This window comes from Mesorhizobium sp. M00.F.Ca.ET.216.01.1.1, from assembly GCF_004010325.2.
Lineage (GTDB): Bacteria > Pseudomonadota > Alphaproteobacteria > Rhizobiales > Rhizobiaceae > Mesorhizobium.
Window position 1 is genome coordinate 69,068 of the sequence record NZ_SADR02000024.1, and the last position, 19,771, is coordinate 88,838.

Below are 19,771 nucleotides of genomic sequence, written 5' to 3' on the forward strand. Positions count from 1 at the left end.
CGTTCCTGCCCGCTCCTTCGCTGCGCTCCCGTGTTGGGGACAAGCCAGCCCTGCACGCCGTCTCCTTTGGAGCCGTCCTCCCGGGACAGCGCGTCGGCCGCATCCAAGTCTGACGCTTCGTGAAACGAACGCCACCCTGCGACGGCGTTCGTCACGTCTCTTCGATTGAGTGCCAGGAAGGGCGGGCCTGAGACGTACATTCCCGCTGGAAGCTCTGTGTGATAGCAACGGCTTGGCGCGGGTGTTTGAGCGCCCCCACGGCAGTGCCGGAATGGCGGATCGCTCAATTGCATGGCGGAGAACAAGAACCAGCACTTTGTTCCCCGGGTACATCTATCGCCCTTCAGCGTGTGTGCCGAAGGCAAAGCCATTCACCTGTTTAACCTTGATCGCAACCAATCATTCTTCGATGCCCCGGTGAAGAATCAGTGTTCCAGGGATTACTTCTACGGGCAGGACCCAAGGCTCGAAACCGCAATCCAGACCGTCGAGGGACACTATGGCGACTGCGTTTCGTCGTTGCTCAAGCCACGTGCGGTCATCAAGGATCTTCATGCCACAATCCTCAGGCGTTTCGCCTACCTGCAGCATGTCCGCACAGAAGCCGCCGCGCGTCGATCCGCGGAGTTTGCTTTCGCTGCCACGTCAGTCAAAGGTGCGGACTTCGAACAACCGTCTTTCAAGGAGGCCGTCAAAAGTGCGGTGATCTCGGCGATGCATCACTACGCCAAAACGATGAGCGTCGTAGACGATCTAAAGGTGCGGGTTGTTCGCAACCTTACCTCGGTGCCGTTTCTCACATCAGATGACCCTGCTGCTCTCGCCAACCGCTGGCATCAACAGCACAGGCATGCGCAGCACAGATCTTTTGGAATCTCCAGCGCAGGTGCGCTTCTCTTCCTGCCGCTTTCGCCAACGCTGTTGGCTGTTCTCCTGGATGGCGACGTCTATCAAGCCGAGCACGTCGGTGGCTGGATCGATGTGTCAAATACGGCGGACATTCTTGCGTGCAACCACCAGCAGGTACTGAACTGCGCGGCAAATCTGTACTTTGGCGAGCGTAGCTCTGGGGATGATGTGCAAGCTATAGCGATCTCAGTTGCGCATCTGCGACCCCCGAGTCGGTTTGACGTGGTTATGGCGGTAGCCGACGGCAGAACCGAAACTCATACTCACTACGCAGTCGTAGATGCCCCCGACGCTCGGGAGCATGACGACGTGCTTATCCACGTGAGAACTGTCAGGCCGGTTCCGCCAACGTGGCCCTCGTTCCTGAAGTTTCGAAACAATCGTTTCGTCTTCACCAACGATACGGGCGCAGGCTTCCGCCGTCGGAGGACTGCGACGTCAAGTCTTTGGGGTAGTCCGCCTTGGCGGAAGGTTCGAGGCTAAGGAGACCAATGCTATTCTGGCGCTTCGCCATCATTCTCACCTGGCGGCGTTTTCGGGTTGTTCGGTTTCATCGAAGACCAAGAAGAGGGTGTCGTCATCCTCGTTCATGGCCCTTTCCGCCAATCCTTTTGCCAATCGCAAAGGCAACGCGTTGGCCGATGGCGGGATGCTGGTCCCCGAGTGGGTCATAGAACGGAGGTACGGCGTCGGCTTTGACTTTACAGCTTAGCGTGTGAAGCACGAAGAGCAGCCGCTATCGTTTGCGGGAGTGGCGTCCCATGCGAACTGGGACAGATTGGTTAGGTTAGTCTCCTACGGGCTAAGCCCACCCGACGTCGTCCTTTCTGGAAAGTCTCAAAAACAGATCGAACCAGAATCGATATTCGGCATCTTCACGATTGCCAGACACTTCCAAGGGACACTAGGCGACCGACGTGGTAGCGTCCTTGCCGTGCCTTCGATCTCGGCTTCCATCGCCTCGTCGTCGGATAGGAGTGCCCAATCTTTAACAATGTCATACTGGCTTCGCACATCGATGCCCTCCGTCTTGCCGAGAAGCAGCCTTAGGTACCCCGACGCCTCCCGACCTTCAACACAATGACAATGGCCATCACCAGCCCCGACGCGGCCAAGACGCCGTAAAACCCTTCGGCCGTTATTGCAAAGCCCCAGAAGTCGATTGTGATCTTGTCCATTGGTTCGGTTGCCTTCACCAGATTCCAGGTTCAAACGACAGACTGAACCGTCTGCGCTCGTGTTGCGTTTTACGGCGCAAGCATGAGGCACCCTTGCAGGCGTCAATTGCAAAAGCGCCATCTTAGAAAATTATACCTACAAAATGCGTCGTTTCAGTCCCGGCTGGGGCCGAAATCTGTCCTTCGCGAACCGGTCGCGCGCTGCCTTGGCGTCAATTGCCGTTATTGGGCAGTTTTTGTAGCCTCAACCCCATTTTTTCAGCTCGGCAAGGAAGCGATCCTGCTCCTCCAAGGCTTTCAGCATCGTTCCATGACAGTGGAATCCGTCATGCGCCGCAATTCTCGCTGAATGGACGATTCGTGAAGACCCAGCGCCGTCCTCAGCGCCAGTGAGTCTAAAACACCATGTACCTCTTTCCTGAGGGGCGTATCGAGGTATCCAGCCGCGGCCTTTTGGAGAGCAGATGCTTCCGAAAAATTGTACATACTCGCCGTCTCTTTGGCTTTCCGCATAAGGTACTCGCTAGCCGAGTCGGAGATCGATGACGTCGTGCGCGAGGGCGCTCTCGCCGTCCTTGCAGCTCTCGTTGCCGCCGCTTCGTTCATGAATTTCTGTCTGTTCAGCTTCCAGCGCCCCTGCCATCGACGGATCAAGGTAACGTCTGTCTCCCTCCGCGAGCTGGACATATCATTGAGGACCCGCCTCATGGCTGAAGTCGCCTTCATGGAAGGATTATCCAGCAAGATACTTGCGACCTTGGCAAGGGCCTGATCGTTGTTCTTGACGCCGCTGCCAATTGGGCGGCCGACGCGGCGCTTCTGAATCTCTTCCATTGCTTTGCCTCCAGTTGGTGTCGGTCTGCCCCGTGCGCTCTTTGATATTGTAGCAACGGATGGATTCTCAAGCGATTTAAATAGCTCCGATCAGTTTAAAAGCGCGGAAAATTCCCGCTCGTGAATCCAAAAGCGCGGAAAATTCAGCGACACGTAATTTTCCGCGCTTTTACGGCTTACGGAGAGGCTGAGCGCGAAAAATTCCAGCCGGTGCGGCGTTTGGCAATCGGCGTTTTCATCCGAAAACGGCCCCGCATTATTCCTCTAAAGCTTAGAACTGCCGGCCATAGCGCGGGCGAGCGGCACTGCTGAGGTAAGCAACTCAGCTCCCACCTTGCAGGACCTGGATGACGGACTGCCCGCAGGTGCTGCCCCATCTGCTTTGGACCGCATCTGCGAAATTCTCACGTATCCTGCCTGTGCGCATGTAAGCATAGGGTAGCGCCTGGGCTCGATTGGCCACCACACTAAGAACCACCGTCGGCATGGCGACCGCAGGCTGATGTCCCAAACGCCACTCCAAAAGGATCATCCTCTCATGGATCCCAATGCCATCATTGCGTCCCTGCCAGTCGCCGGGGCTGATCGATCTGTGCTCATCGAAGTCGCTAATGCCGCGTTCGAGCCCGTCATTGAGCGGATTGAACCGAATATTAGGAACGACCCGAAGCCTTTGGGATGCTGATGACTACATCGACAATAGCCTTCTCGGCGTCTCTCCCACAAGTCCGTGGGAAACGGCTCAGGAATTCTTTGCGGCTCTCGCACGCAAGGAAACCTTGTTCACCCATACTTGGCAGCTGGTCGGCAGAGAAGCTCCCCTTGCTGAAGCCTTGGAAGCACACAAGAATCCGGACGTTGGCGTGACGCTGGTAACGGGGTCTGGCGGCGGCGGCAAATCTCGAGCTCCAAGCCATTCTGGACCAAATCGCCGCCGATCAGTCTGCGACTAGGATCAGGCTTGTCTCACCGACAATGGAGATCACCAAGGTGTCTCTAGAAGAGCTTGGTTCCGGTGACCTGCTCCTCGTCGTCGATGATGCTCATGACAGCGACAAGTCTCCAGCCATTGTTCAATTACGCCGCGGCCAACGTGGGTCGTGTAAAATTGCTCATTGTCTTCCGACGATATGGAGTTGAGCATATCCGGGCCCAGGCAAGCAGCTATTCCTTTTCTGGAGACCGTCTGAGCGTCATCGACGTACCGCCTCTTTCCAAGGAGGAGTCGGAGTCGCTTGCCCGCCAGGTGCTTGAACACCTAGGTGGACCTATGGAGCTTGCGGCCAGCATTGCTCATCTCACCCAAGATTGCTCGCTCGCCACAGTGGTCGGGGGCTCAGACCTGCATGAAGCCCCATCTTGTGCAGCGTCCTTTGCTTAGGCGCGGAACCATACGGAGCGATACGGGAAGATTTCTGATTTTGGCCCACGAGAAAGCCAATGAAATCAACGGTCCCGGCACATCCTCCGGGCCCACCAGAATTTCAGTTTAACTGATTGATTTAAATGTATTTTTACTGGATAGCCCACAATGTGGACTCGAACCCCTCTGCCTGTAAGCACTCGCGATGCTCTACGCTACTCTTGGTCGCTTTGGCCCGTACCCTCTCGTAACCGGCGGCAATAACGTAGGTTCGGCGGCGATTGCGAAGCCCGTGTCTATCGCTTCCCTCGGGCATTATTCCTCTCTAATCTCGCAAGCTCGATCTGCGACCGCATCCCAGAAGCAGCCGTCCGTTCATCTTGTTGGAGCATGTGCCAAGATGACGGCGGCGCTGCTCGACCGCCTCACCCGCAGCGCCGCGGCTCGGTCGAATCGACGTTCGGGTCAGCCACGTGTGTTCCAGAGCGCAGGCGCCAGAGATGCGGTTCCCCGGCGCCTGCGTGCAACCGACGTATCAGTTCGATCTGCGAAGAGTTTCGAACAGGAACCAGACCCGGTGCTCGGCCTCGTCGATCCAGTTCTCGAGGAGGCTCGCGGTCGCGACGTCGCCGTGCTCGTCGCAAAGGTCATGCAGGGCGCGAATGCGAGCGGCCAGCGTGCCGTTATCCTCGTGCAGCTCCGCCAGCATCTCGTGCGGTTGGACGAAGGTGGCGTCGTTGTCCAAGAGGCGCTGGCGGCGGGAAATGTCGCCGATCGAACGAATGGCGGTGCCACCTAGCTTGCGCACCCGTTCGGCCAGCGGATCGGTCATGGCCAGGACTTGGTCTGCCTGGTCGTCGAGCAGCAGGTGATAGTCGCGGAAATGCGGCCCCGACATGTGCCAGTGGAAGTTCTTGGTTTTCAGATAAAGGGCAAAGACGTCGGCCAGCAGAACTGTTGCTGCGGCAGAAATGTCGTGCACTGCTTCGTCGGAAAGACCCGACCTGGTGTGCAGGGCCGCGCTCATGCGGGATTTGGCACTGTCTTCCATGATCAATACTCCTCGGTTGGGACGAAGCCGAAAGGCGGCTCCGCGGATTAATTTGGGCCTGCTCGAACTGGCCGGAACTCAGCGGATCGCTGGCGGGAAAGGTCTCGCGAACGGCCTCATCCAGATCTTCATCGTTGTGCTTTTTCCAGTCGGCACCGGGCGGATCGCGTTCCAGAGATCAGGCGGCGTCTCCCGCTTGGCCTCGAATGCTCCGGACAGGATTTGACGGCCGGCCGAATGGACATGGCGGGCCAAATTCCGCCACGTCCTTGTTTGAACGCGAACGCGCCTCAAAGATCCGTTCAGCCCTTGATGAAGGCCAGCAAGTCGGGGTTGATGACGTCCGCATGCGTCGTCAGCATGCCGTGCGGGTAACCCTTGTAGACCTTTAGAGTACCGTTCTTCAGAAGTTTGACCGACAGGTTGGCCGAGTCGTCGATTGGCACGACCTGGTCATCGTCGCCATGCATGACCAGCGTAGGCACGGTGATCTTCTTCAGATCCTCGGTCTGGTCAGTTTCCGAGAAGGCCTTGATACCGTCATAGTGAGCCTTTGCGCCACCCATCATGCCCTGAAGCCACCAATGCTGGATCACGCCCGGATAGACTTTCGCGTCCGGCCGGTTGAAGCCATAGAACGGGCCAGAGGGAAAATCGAGAAACAGCTGCGCCCGGTTATCTGCCAGCGCTTTGCGAATTCCGTCGAAGACTTCGATCGGTAGGCCGCCCGGATTCGATTCCGTCTTCAGCATCAGCGGCGGAACAGCACTGACGAGCACGGCCTTGGCAACGCGGCCTTGCGGCTCACCGAATTTGGCGACATAGCGCGCCACTTCGCCGCCACCGGTGGAGTGCCCGATGTGAACGGCATTCTTCAAGTCGAGGTGCTCGGCCACCGCCGAGGCGTCGGCGGTGTAGTGGTCCATATCGTGACCACCCGAGACTTGGGCGGAACGCCCATGGCCGCGGCGGTCATGAGCGACCACGCGAAAACCCTGGTTGACGAAGAACAGCATCTGGGCGTCCCAGTCGTCCGAAGACAGCGGCCAGCCGTGATGGAACATGATCGGCTGGGCGTCTTTCGGACCCCAGTCCTTGTAGAAGATTTCGACGCCGTCCTTGGTTCTAACGAAGCTCTGGGTCATGTCGGAAGTTCCTTTGCTCTGGTTGGGGTGGATTTTTCCGTCGCGATGGCCGCCATCGCAAATGGAAACGGTCGCGCCCGCCACGAGGGCTTGCCGGCGCGAGAGATGAATTGAATCGAAGGCTGTCATCCCGAATTCTCGTTTACTGGACGGTCAGGACGAAGCGGTGGTCGACCTCAGTCGAGGCACTGATCCTTTCAGGTGCCCGCCGGATTGGCTTGTCCGTTGCAATCGCGTTTTGAACACAATTAACAGCACTCAAACACACCGGCCGATACCGCAGCCCAACGGAACAATGACGGCGGGCACCGAGCCCGCCATCATCAAGATCAGCTTCGTTGGCTTGTGGCCTAGTTGTGACCAGCAAGCGCATTCAGGTTTTCACAGAATCTGGCATAGGGTTTGCTCATCGCGGCATCGTTGCATTCTCCCATCAAGGCGTCCCGCTTCTCCTTCGGCATCGCCATGAAAACCGCCTTGAATTCAGGCATCGGCTTCATCTCTTTCATGCTCGCGTCCGTGAAAAACGGCTGCATGTTTGACGGTTCATCGAGGGCGCCCGCAAATGCCGAGGAGCCGAGCAGGCAGAGTGCAAGCGCGCCGAAACAAATAGACTTGATATTCACGGTGTGGTCCTTCTCTAGATTGTGCGAGCATCATCATGATGATCGCAGTGGTAAAGCTCATGATTTGTAAGATGACCAGTTTCGTATATAGAAGTTGCTCAAGGTCGACGGAAAGCAATCTGCGTTCTCAGGCGCGATTGGCTCTCCAGATTTTGGCTCTTCTTGTAAGCGCCCGGGCCGCGAGGGGGTGGCACGGCCCGGGCAGATCGACGCCGCTGTGGGATTACGGGGCGCCGATCGATGTTGCAGCTTCTTCGGCCGGGTTACTTCGCAGGCTTGGATATCTGTCTTTCCAAGCCAATTTGATGCCGCTGCAATGCGTTGTATTTGACAGTTGGATTGCGATTTGAATGATTTTCAACGGACGCGACGGAAGTGCTTTTGGGAATATCTGCTGGGCGCCTGTCCGAAGTTTCTGCTGGTTGCGTTGGAGGTGTTCGGCAAAGTATTCGGATTCATATATCGCAAACATTTGCTGGTGTTCCTGACAGAAAGGCGCTGCTCGGTCAGCGCAGCGACCGGAAAGCCGCGCGGACTTCCCGGGTGAAGATTTCCGGCTGTTCCCATGCCGCGAAATGTCCGCCGTTTTCGGCTTTGCTGAAGTAGACGAGGTTGTGATAGCAGCGCTCGGCCCAGCTGCGCGGCGCGCAATAAATCTCGCCCGGGAAGACGGTCACCGCCACGGGCATCTTCGCAATGTCCACGGCATTGAAATTGTTGGAATGGTCTTCCCAATAGATCTGCGCGGCGGATGTTCCGGACTGCGTAAGCCAGTAGAGCGAGATGTCATCGAGCATCTCGTCTTTCGTCAAGACCCGCTCCGGTTTGCCGCCGCTGTAGGTCCATTGAGCGAACTTCTCGTAGATCCATGCGGCGAGGCCGACAGGTGAATCCACCAGCGAATAGCCGATGGTCTGCGGTCGCGTGACCATCATGCTGGCGTAGGCGGAGCTATCCTTGTAGAAGGTGTCGAGTGCGTTGAAGGCCGCTCTTTCCTCTTCAGACAGGTCGCCCGGGACTGGTCCTCCGGCAGAGAGGATGGACGCAATTTCCTTCGGAACGGTCGCCGGCATATTGATGTGAATGCCAACCAGTCCGGGCACATTCTGAAGCGCCATGCGCCGGGAGATCACCGAACCGCAGTCTCCGCCCTGCGACACGTACCGGCCGTATCCCAGCCGCTGCATCAGCACGGCCCAGGTACGGCCGATCTGGTTGGAGCCCCAGCCCGTGTTCGACGGTTTCCCGGAGAAGCCGAAGCCGGGTATCGAGGGCACGACGACGTGGAAGGCGTCCTCGGCAACCCCGCCATGTGCGGTTGGATCGGCGAGTGGGCCGATGACCTTCATGAATTCCAGGATCGAGCCGGGCCAGCCGTGCGTCATGATCATCGGCATGGCGTTGTCGTGAGGCGAACGAATGTGGATGAACTGGATGTCGAGGCCATCGATCTTGGTGACGAACATCGGCAGATCGTTCAGCCGCGTCTCGATCTTTCGCCAGTCGTAATCGGTCATCCAGTAGCGAACGAGTTCCTGCAGCTTTGCCAACTGCACGCCTTGGGATTGATCCGCGACCGTCTCCCGATGCGGCCAGCGGGTTGCGGCCAGGCGCCGGCGAAGATCGACGATTGCCTCGTCCGGGATGTTAACACGGAACGGCCGGACCGCGGGGTCCGCAGCCGTCTCAGCCAGCGCAGATGAGAGGGTGATCGGGCTCCCTATCGCCGAGGCGGCGAGCAGCACAGAGGCTGAATTGGCAAGAAACGCACGTCGAGTGGTTTCGGAGCTATGTCCTGACATGAGGCATCCTCTAGAACTTGTTAAAATAATCGAAGGGAATAGTTGCCCCTGCAGGGGGGAAGGGGGCGGGCAGCGAATGTTCGATACGTGATGAACGGGCGATATTGGTGCGTTCGTCCGATCATCCGCGTGTGAAGACGCTTACATTCCCCAGATGCCCTGGCCGTAGCTGTCCGCTGGATTATAGGGCGAGTTTTTCGGCGCTTTCTGGGTCGCGTTCTTCGCGGTTCGCTTGATAGAAGCCGTGTACGACCTGTCTGTCGAGCCAACGGTAGGCTGCCAATTGCTCGAGCCATAGTGATCGCTTCCTGCGAAAGCGCTGCCGGTAACAATGATGAATGCCACTGCGGCAAATGCGATGGTCTTCATTTTAGTTCTCCTGTTCCAGATAGATCCGTCGGGCGACGTGCTTGGGAGGATACGTCGTTCGGACAGTTGCAATCTGGGAAGTCTTTTCGGTCATGTCTAGAGACAAAAACGATGTTTAACGCCTGCTAACATCGCCAAACTTCGAGTATTATTGAGGGTATGAAAGCTGATGTGCCGATTTCAAAAATATTGATTGGTAGCGCCGTGTTGATACTATCTCACAGAATCTCACATTGGGCGCCGTGCCCTCGGCATATCTCGACGACACTATCGCTTTGCAAGCAAAGGGTGCGCTTCTATGCCGTTAGTGCGATCAAGCAGGACAGTTTGGAGCGGGAAGGGGAAGCGCGCCCCGAAACATCGCGTGCGCTGTCTCTTATCATGGTGGCTAACGCCGCCTAACTGGCAGTGAAAGCTGAACCTGTCACTCTCCGACAATCGGAAACGCTGGATGGCCGCTGAAGATCAGCGTGATCATCACCATGACTGGGCTGCGGTGAAGCTCGGTGAGATCAGAGGCGCGTCATGAACAAATTTGAACTGCTGCCTTCAGAAGCGCTGGCCGTCGAAAGGGTGCAGGCTGCCGAGAACGCTCGCAACACCTGCGATCTCGACGCGGTGGTGTTGAGCAACACCATTGATTGCCAGTGGCGAAGCCGAGTTGATTTCATCTGGGGCCGAGAACAGATTCGGACGTTTCTCAGCCGGAAATGGCGGCGCGAGATCGAGTACCGGGTGATCAACGAACTCTGGGCGTGGAGCGGCAAGCGTGTTGCGATCCGCTTCTCGTGCGAGTTTCGCGACGACAGCGGGACGTGGTTTCGTGTCTATGGACATGAAAACTGGGAGTACGACGATACTGGTTTGGTGAGCCGACGCTTCACCGGCACCAACGAACATCCTATCCATGAACACGAGCGCGCGCTTCGGTGGCCGCTTGGAGTTCGGCCGGCCGATCATCCTTCGCTGGCGGAGTTGGGCCACTAAAGCATGTCTCCCGAAAGTGGGAACCGGTTTCGGGACAAAGACATGCGTAAAATCAAGAACCTAAAGCGCACGGAATCTGAAAGATCGCGGCGCGCTTTAGGCGGATTTCCGGTTGCTGATCGGTTCACGATCTCGCTTCGGACACGCTCCTCAACTCCTGCCCACGCGTCTCGGGCAGGAAGATCGTCACCAGCAGGACAAGGCCATAAGCGCAGGTTGCGTATATTCCTATCGCGTGGCTGATGCCGATATTGGCGGCGCTGCCACCGATCAGCAAAGGTGTCGAGCCGGCCATGCCCCGTCCAAAATTGTAGCAGAAACCCAATCCGGACCCCCGGATTTCGGTCGGATATAGTTCTGTCAGGACGGGGCCGATCGCGCTGAACATCCCCAACGCGAAAAACCCGAGAGGGAAGCTCAAAAGCAGCAATCCGAAATTTGACACCTGAAGTTCGGTGCAGGCAAGTACCGCAAGCGTGCCGCCCAGCGCGAAACTAACCAAAGTCGCCTTTCGCCCTATGCGGTCGCCAAGCCAGGCGCTGGACACATATCCAAAGAACGACGCGGTTGCGATGGCCGCAAGATAGGCGCTGGTGGCTGTCGTCGAAAGCCCGCGCTCGGAACGAAGCATGACTGGCCACCAAGTCGCGATCGCCCAATAGCCGCCATGCATCCCTGTCGCGAGAAGGCTTCCCTTGATCGTAGCCGCTGCCATCGACCGAGAGAAAATCGCGTGCCGGGACGATCGCAGTCCTGCTTTCAAGAAAGTTTCCGACTCCTTCAACCTGGTTCGGTAAACATAGACCGGGATTGCCGGCAGGAACCCGACAATAAATGTGATCCGCCATCCAAGATCAGCGGGGGCCAAGGCGAGCACGACGGCCGATATCGCCGCGGCCATGCCCCATCCCACTGCCCAGGCGCTCTGGACCATTCCGACCGCTCTGCCTCTAATCTCGGGGGCAACAACCTCCGCCACGAACACGACGCCGGCGGCCCACTCGCCTCCGAAGCCGAGACCCTGAATCAAGCGGGCGACCAGCAGTTGACCGAAGTTATCGGCAAGACCGCAAAGGCATGTGGAGATCGCGAGCCAAAGGATTGTGACTTTCAGCACGCGGATACGGCCAATCCTGTCCGCAAGCAGCCCGGTGATCCATCCGCCTGCCGCGGAAGAGACCAGGGTTGCGGAGGCAAGGAGTCCGGCCTCAGTATGGCTCAGGCCCCAGGCTGTCAGGAGCACGGGCAACACGAATGCGTAGAGTTGAACATCCATCGCATCCAGACTGAACCCCGCGAACGAAGTCCAAAATGCTCGGCGAGCATTCCTGTCCAGCATTTTGTACCACTGCGGTTTCATATCATGTTGGCTCCATCGCCAGATCTCCATCGCTCGACCGGCATGCGCGCGATGTGCCTCTCAAACTGAATTTTCTGAACGCGCCGCTGGCGCCAGGTCAGCGCTTGCCGAGTTCGAGCGCGAGCTTCCGTCGGAGCCGTTCTCGATATCTGCCTCATCCAAACCAAGAAGCGCCTTCAGAAGCAGATCCGAGGCGCGCAAATCAGCGGTATCGAAACCTTCGGAAAACGCCTCGCGGAGGGGCATCAGCAGAGCAAGCGCCTCGGCCCGGCGATGATCCATCCACAGGCGCGCTAGGTCGATCGCGCTTCTCAATTCCCAGGAACGGGCTCCCTGGTGCCGGCCGCAGGCAAGCGAGTCGAGAAGCAATGCCTCGATTTCGCTCGTGCTGTTCCCAGCCGGGGACTGCAAGACTTGCGCCTTGATCCGGAGCAATTCGGGCATCGCGAACAGCTCGCCATTTCTGTTGCAACGGTCGATTGTTGCGTTCACCAGCTCAAGCGCTTCCCCAAATCGGCGTTCCAGCACAAGACCTTGCGTCAGCGCGATCGAAAAGCTTGTCGTCAACAGCTCGTATCGGGCGGAGCGCAACCGGGCGATGCTTTCCTCGATCCAGCCCAATGCTTCCTGCGGCCTTTTCTGCTGAACAGCCAGTTCTCCCCTAAATCCGCCGGATGCGGCGACGTAGGGCCCAAGTGCATTCACTTCGGCGGAACCGGCGAACGTCCTCAGGCTTGCTTCCGCCTTCTCGTGGTCGCCGGTCCAGATGTAGACCGAAAGGGTCCAGATGAGCGCAATGCAATGAGTAACAGGATGCTCCAGGCTGGCAGCCTCTTGCACTGTCTGCCCGGCAACGCGCCGCGCCTGATCTGCATACCCTTGCAGCCACAGCGTGCGGGCGAGCGCGATGCCGGATCGGTTTCGGTGATCGAATCCGTAGTAGATCGTGCGGCCGCGATCGGAAGGGACGCTCTGTTGCAACGACAGCTCCAGTTCGCTGCGTGCAAGCGGTTGATCTCCTGCCAATTGATGAGAAATGCCGGCGAGCGAGGCAGCGACCGCGATTGCCTCCGGTTCACCGATCTCATCGGCAATTTTCATAGCCATCTCGGCCCACTCGAGGGCGGTCTTGAAATCGCCGATCCGTTCATGAAAAATATGCAGGCGGCCAAGCAGCCTCAGTTGGCTCCAGCGATCGGCCAGCGCAACCGCAATGTCGAGGGCGCGACGCAGCGCAGTTTCGGCCGCTTCACTGTTCCCCCGCGCAAACATAAGCGAAAGACCGAGGGCAGCCTGCAATTCAAGCTCGACAGAGGCGCCGTGATAGCGATCCTGATCCGCAAGATGCGCAATCGCCCGCGCGCACCAGGTCCTGCACTCAACGAGAAGCGAAAGGGTCAGGAATGCCGGCGCGCTGGCGGCGGCCAAGGGTACTCCGATGGAAAGATCGCCGCCGGCGCCGAAACTCCAGTCCAGGGCGCTGCGGATGTTCGCCAGTTGTTGGGAGAATTGCGCCGCGCCATCCTGAAAGTTTCTTTCCGAGCGACCGGCCTCTTCGAGTTCTTTCAGAAAGAACTTCGCATGCCGCCGCGCCACGGTGATGGACTCCTTCCCGCCTCGGGCGAGAAGTTTCTCTCTGGCATAGGCCCGCGTCATCTCCAGCAATCGATAAGAGCCCGCGCCTCCAGAACGGTTCGGTGAAATCAGGGATTTGGCTGTAAGTTCATCCAGCGCTGCGACGGCCGTTTCGGCGTTAACGGTCTCGTCGGCAACGACATCCAGCGCAGCGTCGATCGAGAAAGACCCCAGAAAGACCGAGAGCCGTTCCAGCGTGCGGCGCTCGACATCGGGAAGAAGATCATAGCTCCAGTCAAGTGTCGCCTGGAGCGTTTGCTGACGCGGCAGCGCGGTGCGGCGCCCTGTCCAGCCAAGGCTGAACCGTTCTCCCAAAAGCCTTGCTGTCGCATCCAGTCCGTGCGCAGCCACCCTGACCGCCGTTAGCTCGATTGGCAGGGCCATTCCATCCAGCCGGCGGCACATGTCTGCGATCAATCGGGCGGTGTCGGCGTCTATCCCAAGCGCGCTATTGCCCGCAGCCGCGCGTTCGACAAACAACTCGACTGCTGGATACGCAAGAAGCTGGTCGAGGGAGAGGCCCGCCGTCTCGGGCGGATAATCCAGTGAACCCAGCCAGTGCACATGCTCGCCGCGAACGCGGAGCGGTTCGCGGCTGGTCGCCAGGATACTAACGTTCGGTGCGGCTTCGCTTATGCGCTCGACAATGGCCGACACCGCGTTGATCAGATGCTCGCAATTGTCCAGGATGAGCAGCAGTTTTTGCGCGCGGATATGACCCAGGATCACTCTCATCGCGTCTTCTGCCTGCACAAGAATTCCGAGCGCTCCGGCCAGCGCCGAAGATACAAGGGTTGGATCTTCAATCGTCCCCAGGTCGACGAAGCTCACCTTGTTGGCATAGCGGGGTAACAGGGCATGTCCGATCTCGACCGCAAGCGTCGTCTTTCCAACCCCTGCAGCGCCGACAATTGTGAACAGCTTTGCGTCCGCTATCCGATCCGTCAGCAACCGGACGTCACGTTCGCGCCCAATCACGCGCGGCAACCGCGGGGGAAGCTTTCCAATAGAAGCAGGCTCAGATCCTGGACGGTATTCCGTCGAGCCGTCGAGCGGTGCGAATGATAATAATCCATTGCCTCCAATCGGTAGCGGCTGAACCGGCGCGACGAAGGCGTAACCCACTCCGACCTGGGTGGCGATGTAGCGGGCGCCGCCCTCACCGTCGCCCAGGATCTTCCGCAGACCCGCCATATGAAAGCGCAGGCTCCCGTCCTCGACGACGACGTCTGGCCATATGCGTTTGAGCAGTTCACGCTTGGACACGACCCGGCCGGGCTGCTCCGCAAGTGCGATGAGGAGGTCGAGCGAGCGCCCGCCGATACCGACCGGAATCCCCTCCCTGGTCAGCAACCGTTCGCCGGGCGTGAGGCAAAACGGACCGAACGCTACGCGGCCGACCCATGTGGTGGAGGGAATGTCATCCATGGCCCGTCGCCTTTCTTGAGCGCGATCGATCTCAGCCGCTCGATTGCGTGAGCTCCAAGGGTCTCGCTGAATATCCCGGCCTTCATCCAAAATCGGTGGCGGCGCAAAAGCTGTTCATCAGGCAGGTGATGCCGCGACGAATCCTTACGCGTATGTCAGCGATCGGCCGACATTCGGTTTCTTCCGTCTGCTTTGTTCGAAAGCCGGCTCCCGAAGGCGACCAGCAGTGATGATAGAGTAGCCGCCACCATGGCGAACGCCATGTCGCGCCAAACATGGCCAAAACCGCTATTGCCGCAAGGTGTCCGATCTCATTGGCATGCACTGCCCAGGTTGCGCGTAATTCGCAGCGACTGCTCGAGCATGATCCAATTCCTTAGGTTGGCAGTACGGCGTTGCTGCTTCAACACATAGCCAGAGATCGAGCGGCGAGCCCGTTATGCGTTATGATGGATTATTAGGGCTCATAGGTGTTTGTAAGCCGAGACCGGGTGATAACTCGGTCCGTCTTGCCCGTTGCCGCGATGCCCGACGCGGCTCTTTCGGCTGATTGTCGATCCAGCACGCAGCATTCGGGATCACCGGTCTGCGCCACGACATTCAACAGATGCCGGTCGGAAAAACGGGGCGCTAAAACAACCGCTCCGCTGGGCACCGTTGTCGGCTTGCGAGGGATAACGCAGCCTCACACCGGCGAACTCGATCCCCCCATCACAAACAGACACAGTAGCGCAAACCAACCGCACTTTGCGGGCTCGATTGTCGCGCGCCGACGATCCAACGCGCAAACATCTTGGAGGTAACATGAAACCGATATCCGATACGGCCACCACCAACCAAGAACCCGTCAGGCTTTTGGCTCTGGGGCTTTCTGGGCGGGAGGCCCGATTCGACGTTGGCGCAGTTATCGGGATCGCGGCAAGCGCCATCCATATGCTTCAGGACGATTTAGCTAGACCTTGCAACATCCTTAAGCGCGCTGACCTGAATGGTCGCCCTTCAACCCACCTTGCGGGCGGTAGCGCAGCTACCCTCGATGGCTTTGCAGAACCTGATATCTCCGCCGCGAGGGTCATCAACGTTGCTGCGATACTGACGTCGACCGAACGAATCTCCCGTTGGGGGCACAATATTCCGTTCGAGCTGGAGATCGGGAGAGGCCTGTCTGCAGCCATTTACGGAAGAAATGAATTCAAATCGGCGTTTCTGTCCCTTGTCGGCGATGCGCAGGTTGCCTTGGCTCAAAGCGGACGGTTCATGGTGAATGTCGAAAGAACGGATGATTCCTATAGGGAGCTTCATCAGGAGATCACCCGCGATTTTCGCTGTGGAGGAAATGGCGACCAGCGCGATCGCCTGGATGCGAGGCGGGTGTTCGCCGAATTGCTCTCACTGATGGAAGTGGCGCGCGACGGCGGGCCTGGGATCGCCGTCGCTCTCGATTTCGTGCTTTGCCGCCACCGTCTGATCGAGAGCGAAGCACTCGGCGCAACACAATGTGTCGTGATGCGGCTCCAACGTATCCAACTGATGCATGGGAGCATGGCAGGAAGCCGCTACCGCCAATTGAGCGCAAGGCCGCGCCGTGAATCTGTTCCCGCTCTTTGATTGCGGCCCTGATCGCCTCGCGCAAAGCCCCCTTCGCACCGCAATTGCCCGGCTACCCTTCAACGCTTGGACGCGGACGGTTCCTGCCAGCGTCTGTCGATCTTCCCCGGAATTGTATTCACCGCCCGCCGTCCTGCTTCCAGTGCACCGAATACTGCGACAGCAGGCTGGAGAATTCGCTCCGACATCTCAACAGGACCGCTCGATGTGAAAAGTCTTCCAGATTCACAAGGCGATGCAGCTCCCGTCGTCACCCCTGCAAGGCATGGTCTCGGTTCCACTTTCGTCCTGGCGCTTGGTACGTTCGCGGTCGGCACTGACGCATTCATCATGTCGGCCTTCCTGCCTGCAATGGCCGATGACCTGTCCGTCACACCGGCTATGGCCAGCCAATCGGTTACAGCATTCGCGCTTGCCTATGCGTTGCTCGCCCCCGTTGTCACGAGCCTCACCGCGATCATGCCGCGCAGAAAGCTCCTGGTTCTGGCGCTGATTTTCCTGGGCCTTGCGAATATCGGATCGGCCCTGGCTCCGACGCTTGGTATCCTCATCGCCATCCGAATTGCGGCGGCGGCTGCAGCCGCCGCCTATACGCCAAGCGCGGGCGCCGTCGCAGCGGCGATCGTGCATCCACACCTTCGCGCCCGAGCGCTGGCCGTCATCATCGGCGGCCTTGCAACAGCGACCGCGCTTGGCGTGCCGCTTGGGCGCATTGCAAGCACTGCGCTGAACTGGCGCGCGTCGCTCGCACTGGTCGGCATCGTATCTTTCATCGCCGCGCTCGGCGTCCTTGCCGCCATGCCCAAGCTACCCGGCAACGTGCCTGTGACGTTGCGCCAGCGCCTTGCCGTGCTCGCTCGTCCGGGCGTGATGATCGTTCTACCGCTGACCGTGATCGGCATGGCGGCGTGTTACTTGCCCTATGCCTTCACCGTCCAGGTGCTCGACTCACTTCTAATCCCATCCACCTCGATCATGCTGATGCTCCTGTGCTACGGTTTTGGCGCGGTGGTTGGCAGTTGCGCCTCCGGCTGGGCGACAGACCGCCTCGGCCCGAATGCGGTGCTCATCACGGTCTATTCCCTGATGGCGGGCACGCTAGGCGGGCTGGCGCGGCTCAGCGACGTTCCCTCCGCAAGCATGTACACTGGTGTGGCGGTGCTCATGGCATGCTGGGGCGCAAGCAGCTGGTCGCAGACACCGGCCCAACAGCACCGGTTGATCGCAAGCGCGCCGCAGGACGCGGCGCTCGCAGTCGCGTTCAATTCGTCGGGGATCTACCTCGGCATTTCGATCGGTACCGCCATCGGTAGCCATGCAATCGGCATCGGCACCTCGACGGCCCTGTGGTACGGATGCGCGCTCGCACTCGCCGCACTCTTCTACATGCTTGTTACAACGGCGCTCCGCAGCACCACCAGCGGCTCCGCGGAAGACACGCACAAACCGATGCAGCCGTAACGCAGGACGCGCGGCACGCGGCGCCCTTGAGCTCGGAACGCCACCGCGGCCGTCATGCCCGTTTCGGTCGTTCGCTATGCCGGCGAGCGCACCTGCGCCGGATGCGCAGATAGAGCTCGCTTCGATACCAAATCGGTCAATGGCTTGGGACGGTTGTAGTCAACTTCGTTTCGCCTCGCCGGCCAGGCGCCCGCTCCGGCAGGCGCCGCAGTCTTCTGGCGCGGATCCCGGTTCGCGTTTCTACGGTATGAGCAGGAGCTTGCCCGTAGTCGTTCGGCTTTCCATGTCGGCATGGGCATTCGCCGCTTCCGCCAGCGGATATTCGCCACCGATCCGGATCTTGAGCTTGCCATCGATGATCCAGTCGAAAAGTCGAGCCGACCGCGAGCGGAGCAGTTCAGGTGTACGGATATGATGGAAGAACACGGCGTAGCCGATCTTGATGCTCTTTGGGAGTTGCATGATGTCGATGGGACCGGGACCGCCCAGGACGGGGCCATACCAGCAGAAGGTTCCTGAAATCCGGAGTGCATCGAGCGAGCCCTGGAAGGTCGTGGGGCCGGAGCCGTCATAGACGACATGCACACCTTCACCATCCGACAAGCGAACCGCTTTCTTGGCGAACTGGCCTTCGGTATCCACGATGACATGATCGGCTCCCGCCTCCTGAGCGATCGCCACCTTGCCGGCCGAGGAGACGCGCCCGATGACATGCCCGCCTCTCAACTTGATGACCTGGGTCAGGAGCAGACCGAGACCCCCGGCCGCCGCATGGACAAGCGCGATATCGCCGGCCTGCACGGGGTAGAAATCGGTCGCAAAATGACTGGCGGTAAGCCCCTGCATCATCACCGCTGCCGCCATGCGGTCGTCGATTTCGTCGGGGATCCGCACGAGAGCATCGGCCGGTATTGCCGCTCGCTCTGAATAGCTCCCCGGCGCGTAGACCCACGCAACCCGCTCTCCAGGCCGGACATTCTCCACCCCGTGGCCAACTGACATCACCCGTCCGGCACCTTCCACGCCAAGAATCTTCGGGTTGGGCATCTCGGTCCACGCCGTGCCGTGTCGCACGCCGATATCCATGAAGTTCACGCCCGCTGCGGCGATCTCGATCAGCGCTTCGCCGGGACCCGGTACAGGCTCCGGCCGCTCGGCAAATTCCATCACCTCCGGCCCGCCCTGCCGGGTCATCACGACTGCCTTCATCGCGATGCCTCCTTGGCTGCCTTCTCGATCAGCCGCGCGACTGGCTCAGGGTTCGACACCATCACTACATGCGAAGCGCCCTTGACCACGACGGTATCCCGCGAGTGAGCTCGTGCGGCCATGAAGGCCGAAGCTTCCGGTGGGATGTTCTTGTCCCCGCCACCATAGATGAACCAGTTCGGAATCTTCTTCCACGCTGCCGCCGTCTGGGCCTCGTTCAGCGCTGCTTCCGTGATGGGTCGCTGCCCTGCGGCCATCAGCTTTGCCTCGGCGACGGAAACGTCAGCCGCGAACTGGTCGTGGAACTTCTCCTGCAAGATGTAAAGATCCTTCCCGCCGCCTGAAAGCGGAACCGGCGGAGCAAGAGTGGGCGCAAGCGTGCTGCCCGGAAACTTGCCCGCAAGCCCGGCGGCCGTCTCGCCGACGTCCGGGGCATACGCAGCCACATAGACCAGCGCCTTGACATTGGCGTGGCCTTCGGCGGCTTCGCTGATGACCGAGCCGCCATAGGAATGCCCAGCCAGGACGACAGGCGACGCGATGCCGGAGACGATATCGGCAACGTATTGCGCGTCATTGGCGACACCCCGCAAGGGATTGGCGGCGGCCACCACCGAATAGCCGTCTTTCTCGAGAATTTTGACGACGCCGTTCCAGCTCGATGCGTCGGCGAACGCGCCGTGAACCAGTACGATAGTGAGCTTAACGGGCGCGGGCTTTCCGGACTGCGCGTAAGCGTTGCCGAATACAGCCATGGCGATTGTCAATCCTGCCAGCAGTTTTTTCATCTCATACCCTTTCGATGG

At 59.3% G+C, this 19,771-nt stretch carries 16 protein-coding genes; 4 read left to right on the forward strand and 12 right to left on the reverse strand.

What is annotated here, in order from left to right; translation table 11 throughout:
* Positions 1-291 precede the first annotated feature (291 nt).
* Entirely contained in the window at positions 292-1,392 is a 1,101-nt protein-coding gene (locus EN859_RS26740; RefSeq protein WP_091595756.1) for a DUF4238 domain-containing protein, read from the forward strand.
* Positions 1,393-1,955: 563 nt separating this feature from the next.
* Here EN859_RS26740 and EN859_RS40320 read toward each other — a convergent pair.
* The 8 genes from EN859_RS40320 to EN859_RS26775 all read right to left on the reverse strand — a co-directional run bounded on the left by EN859_RS40320 (position 1,956) and on the right by EN859_RS26775 (position 9,277).
* Positions 1,956-2,087, reverse strand: a complete 132-nt coding sequence (locus EN859_RS40320) for a hypothetical protein (protein WP_268929511.1) — start codon at positions 2,085-2,087, stop codon at positions 1,956-1,958.
* 297 nt (positions 2,088-2,384) lie between these two features.
* Positions 2,385-2,921: a hypothetical protein gene (locus tag EN859_RS26745; RefSeq protein ID WP_126043593.1), complete on the reverse strand. Its 537-nt coding sequence runs from the start codon at positions 2,919-2,921 to the stop codon at positions 2,385-2,387.
* Positions 2,922-4,819: 1,898 nt separating this feature from the next.
* On the reverse strand, positions 4,820-5,335 hold the full coding sequence (locus tag EN859_RS26750; protein WP_127855714.1) for a DNA starvation/stationary phase protection protein: 516 nt from the start codon (positions 5,333-5,335) through the stop codon (positions 4,820-4,822).
* Positions 5,336-5,637: 302 nt separating this feature from the next.
* Positions 5,638-6,480: an alpha/beta hydrolase gene (locus tag EN859_RS26755; protein ID WP_348632946.1), complete on the reverse strand. Its 843-nt coding sequence runs from the start codon at positions 6,478-6,480 to the stop codon at positions 5,638-5,640.
* Between the two features lie 350 nt (positions 6,481-6,830).
* Positions 6,831-7,106 carry a hypothetical protein gene (locus tag EN859_RS26760; protein WP_127855712.1) on the reverse strand — a complete coding sequence of 92 codons (276 nt, stop codon included), beginning with the start codon at positions 7,104-7,106 and terminating at the stop codon, positions 6,831-6,833.
* Between the two features lie 223 nt (positions 7,107-7,329).
* Complete coding sequence (locus EN859_RS26765) at positions 7,330-7,578, reverse strand: hypothetical protein (protein WP_127855711.1); 249 nt, start codon at positions 7,576-7,578, stop codon at positions 7,330-7,332.
* A gap of 34 nt (positions 7,579-7,612) precedes the next feature.
* Positions 7,613-8,908, reverse strand: a complete 1,296-nt coding sequence (locus tag EN859_RS26770; RefSeq protein WP_127855710.1) for an epoxide hydrolase — start codon at positions 8,906-8,908, stop codon at positions 7,613-7,615.
* Positions 8,909-9,049: 141 nt separating this feature from the next.
* Entirely contained in the window at positions 9,050-9,277 is a 228-nt protein-coding gene (locus tag EN859_RS26775) for a DUF680 domain-containing protein (protein WP_127855709.1), read from the reverse strand.
* A 525-nt stretch (positions 9,278-9,802) separates the two neighbouring features.
* On the opposite strand from EN859_RS26775, the gene EN859_RS26780 reads away from it, so the two are divergent.
* The gene (locus EN859_RS26780) at positions 9,803-10,264 is read left to right on the forward strand and encodes a DUF1348 family protein (RefSeq protein WP_127855708.1); all 462 of its coding nucleotides are present in this window, start codon (positions 9,803-9,805) and stop codon (positions 10,262-10,264) included.
* Positions 10,265-10,388: 124 nt separating this feature from the next.
* On the opposite strand, the gene EN859_RS26785 is transcribed toward EN859_RS26780, so the two are convergent.
* Positions 10,389-11,624 (reverse strand): MFS transporter, encoded by a 1,236-nt coding sequence (locus EN859_RS26785; RefSeq protein WP_210237725.1) that lies wholly within the window; start codon positions 11,622-11,624, stop codon positions 10,389-10,391.
* Between the two features lie 60 nt (positions 11,625-11,684).
* Complete coding sequence (locus EN859_RS26790; protein ID WP_127855706.1) at positions 11,685-14,687, reverse strand: winged helix-turn-helix domain-containing protein; 3,003 nt, start codon at positions 14,685-14,687, stop codon at positions 11,685-11,687.
* An 804-nt stretch (positions 14,688-15,491) separates the two neighbouring features.
* On the opposite strand from EN859_RS26790, the gene EN859_RS26795 reads away from it, so the two are divergent.
* Positions 15,492-16,295 carry a hypothetical protein gene (locus EN859_RS26795; protein ID WP_127855705.1) on the forward strand — a complete coding sequence of 268 codons (804 nt, stop codon included), beginning with the start codon at positions 15,492-15,494 and terminating at the stop codon, positions 16,293-16,295.
* Between the two features lie 207 nt (positions 16,296-16,502).
* The gene (locus tag EN859_RS26800) at positions 16,503-17,756 is read left to right on the forward strand and encodes an MFS transporter (RefSeq protein WP_210237726.1); all 1,254 of its coding nucleotides are present in this window, start codon (positions 16,503-16,505) and stop codon (positions 17,754-17,756) included.
* A gap of 240 nt (positions 17,757-17,996) precedes the next feature.
* Here EN859_RS26800 and EN859_RS26805 read toward each other — a convergent pair whose 3' ends face one another.
* Positions 17,997-18,965 carry a quinone oxidoreductase gene (locus EN859_RS26805; RefSeq protein ID WP_127855704.1) on the reverse strand — a complete coding sequence of 323 codons (969 nt, stop codon included), beginning with the start codon at positions 18,963-18,965 and terminating at the stop codon, positions 17,997-17,999.
* The gene (locus EN859_RS26810) at positions 18,962-19,753 is read right to left on the reverse strand and encodes an alpha/beta hydrolase (protein WP_127855703.1); all 792 of its coding nucleotides are present in this window, start codon (positions 19,751-19,753) and stop codon (positions 18,962-18,964) included. Before EN859_RS26810 ends, EN859_RS26805 begins: the two co-directional genes overlap by 4 nt.
* Positions 19,754-19,771: the final 18 nt, after the last annotated feature.

Bases quoted from the DNA above. Each gene is read 5' to 3' on its own strand.
- EN859_RS26755 (WP_348632946.1), bottom strand. From the start codon at position 6,480: ATGACCCAGAGCTTCGTTAGAACCAAGGACGGCGTCGAAATCTTCTAC.
- EN859_RS26740 (WP_091595756.1), top strand. From the start codon at position 292: ATGGCGGAGAACAAGAACCAGCACTTTGTTCCCCGGGTACATCTATCG.
- EN859_RS26810 (WP_127855703.1), bottom strand. From the start codon at position 19,753: ATGAAAAAACTGCTGGCAGGATTGACAATCGCCATGGCTGTATTCGGC.
- EN859_RS26750 (WP_127855714.1), bottom strand. From the start codon at position 5,335: ATGGAAGACAGTGCCAAATCCCGCATGAGCGCGGCCCTGCACACCAGG.
- EN859_RS26765 (WP_127855711.1), bottom strand. From the start codon at position 7,578: ATGTTTGCGATATATGAATCCGAATACTTTGCCGAACACCTCCAACGC.
- EN859_RS26775 (WP_127855709.1), bottom strand. From the start codon at position 9,277: ATGAAGACCATCGCATTTGCCGCAGTGGCATTCATCATTGTTACCGGC.
- EN859_RS26770 (WP_127855710.1), bottom strand. From the start codon at position 8,908: ATGTCAGGACATAGCTCCGAAACCACTCGACGTGCGTTTCTTGCCAAT.
- EN859_RS26795 (WP_127855705.1), top strand. From the start codon at position 15,492: ATGAAACCGATATCCGATACGGCCACCACCAACCAAGAACCCGTCAGG.
- EN859_RS26805 (WP_127855704.1), bottom strand. From the start codon at position 18,965: ATGAAGGCAGTCGTGATGACCCGGCAGGGCGGGCCGGAGGTGATGGAA.
- EN859_RS26745 (WP_126043593.1), bottom strand. From the start codon at position 2,921: ATGGAAGAGATTCAGAAGCGCCGCGTCGGCCGCCCAATTGGCAGCGGC.
- EN859_RS26785 (WP_210237725.1), bottom strand. From the start codon at position 11,624: ATGAAACCGCAGTGGTACAAAATGCTGGACAGGAATGCTCGCCGAGCA.
- EN859_RS26780 (WP_127855708.1), top strand. From the start codon at position 9,803: ATGAACAAATTTGAACTGCTGCCTTCAGAAGCGCTGGCCGTCGAAAGG.
- EN859_RS26790 (WP_127855706.1), bottom strand. From the start codon at position 14,687: ATGGATGACATTCCCTCCACCACATGGGTCGGCCGCGTAGCGTTCGGT.
- EN859_RS40320 (WP_268929511.1), bottom strand. From the start codon at position 2,087: ATGGACAAGATCACAATCGACTTCTGGGGCTTTGCAATAACGGCCGAA.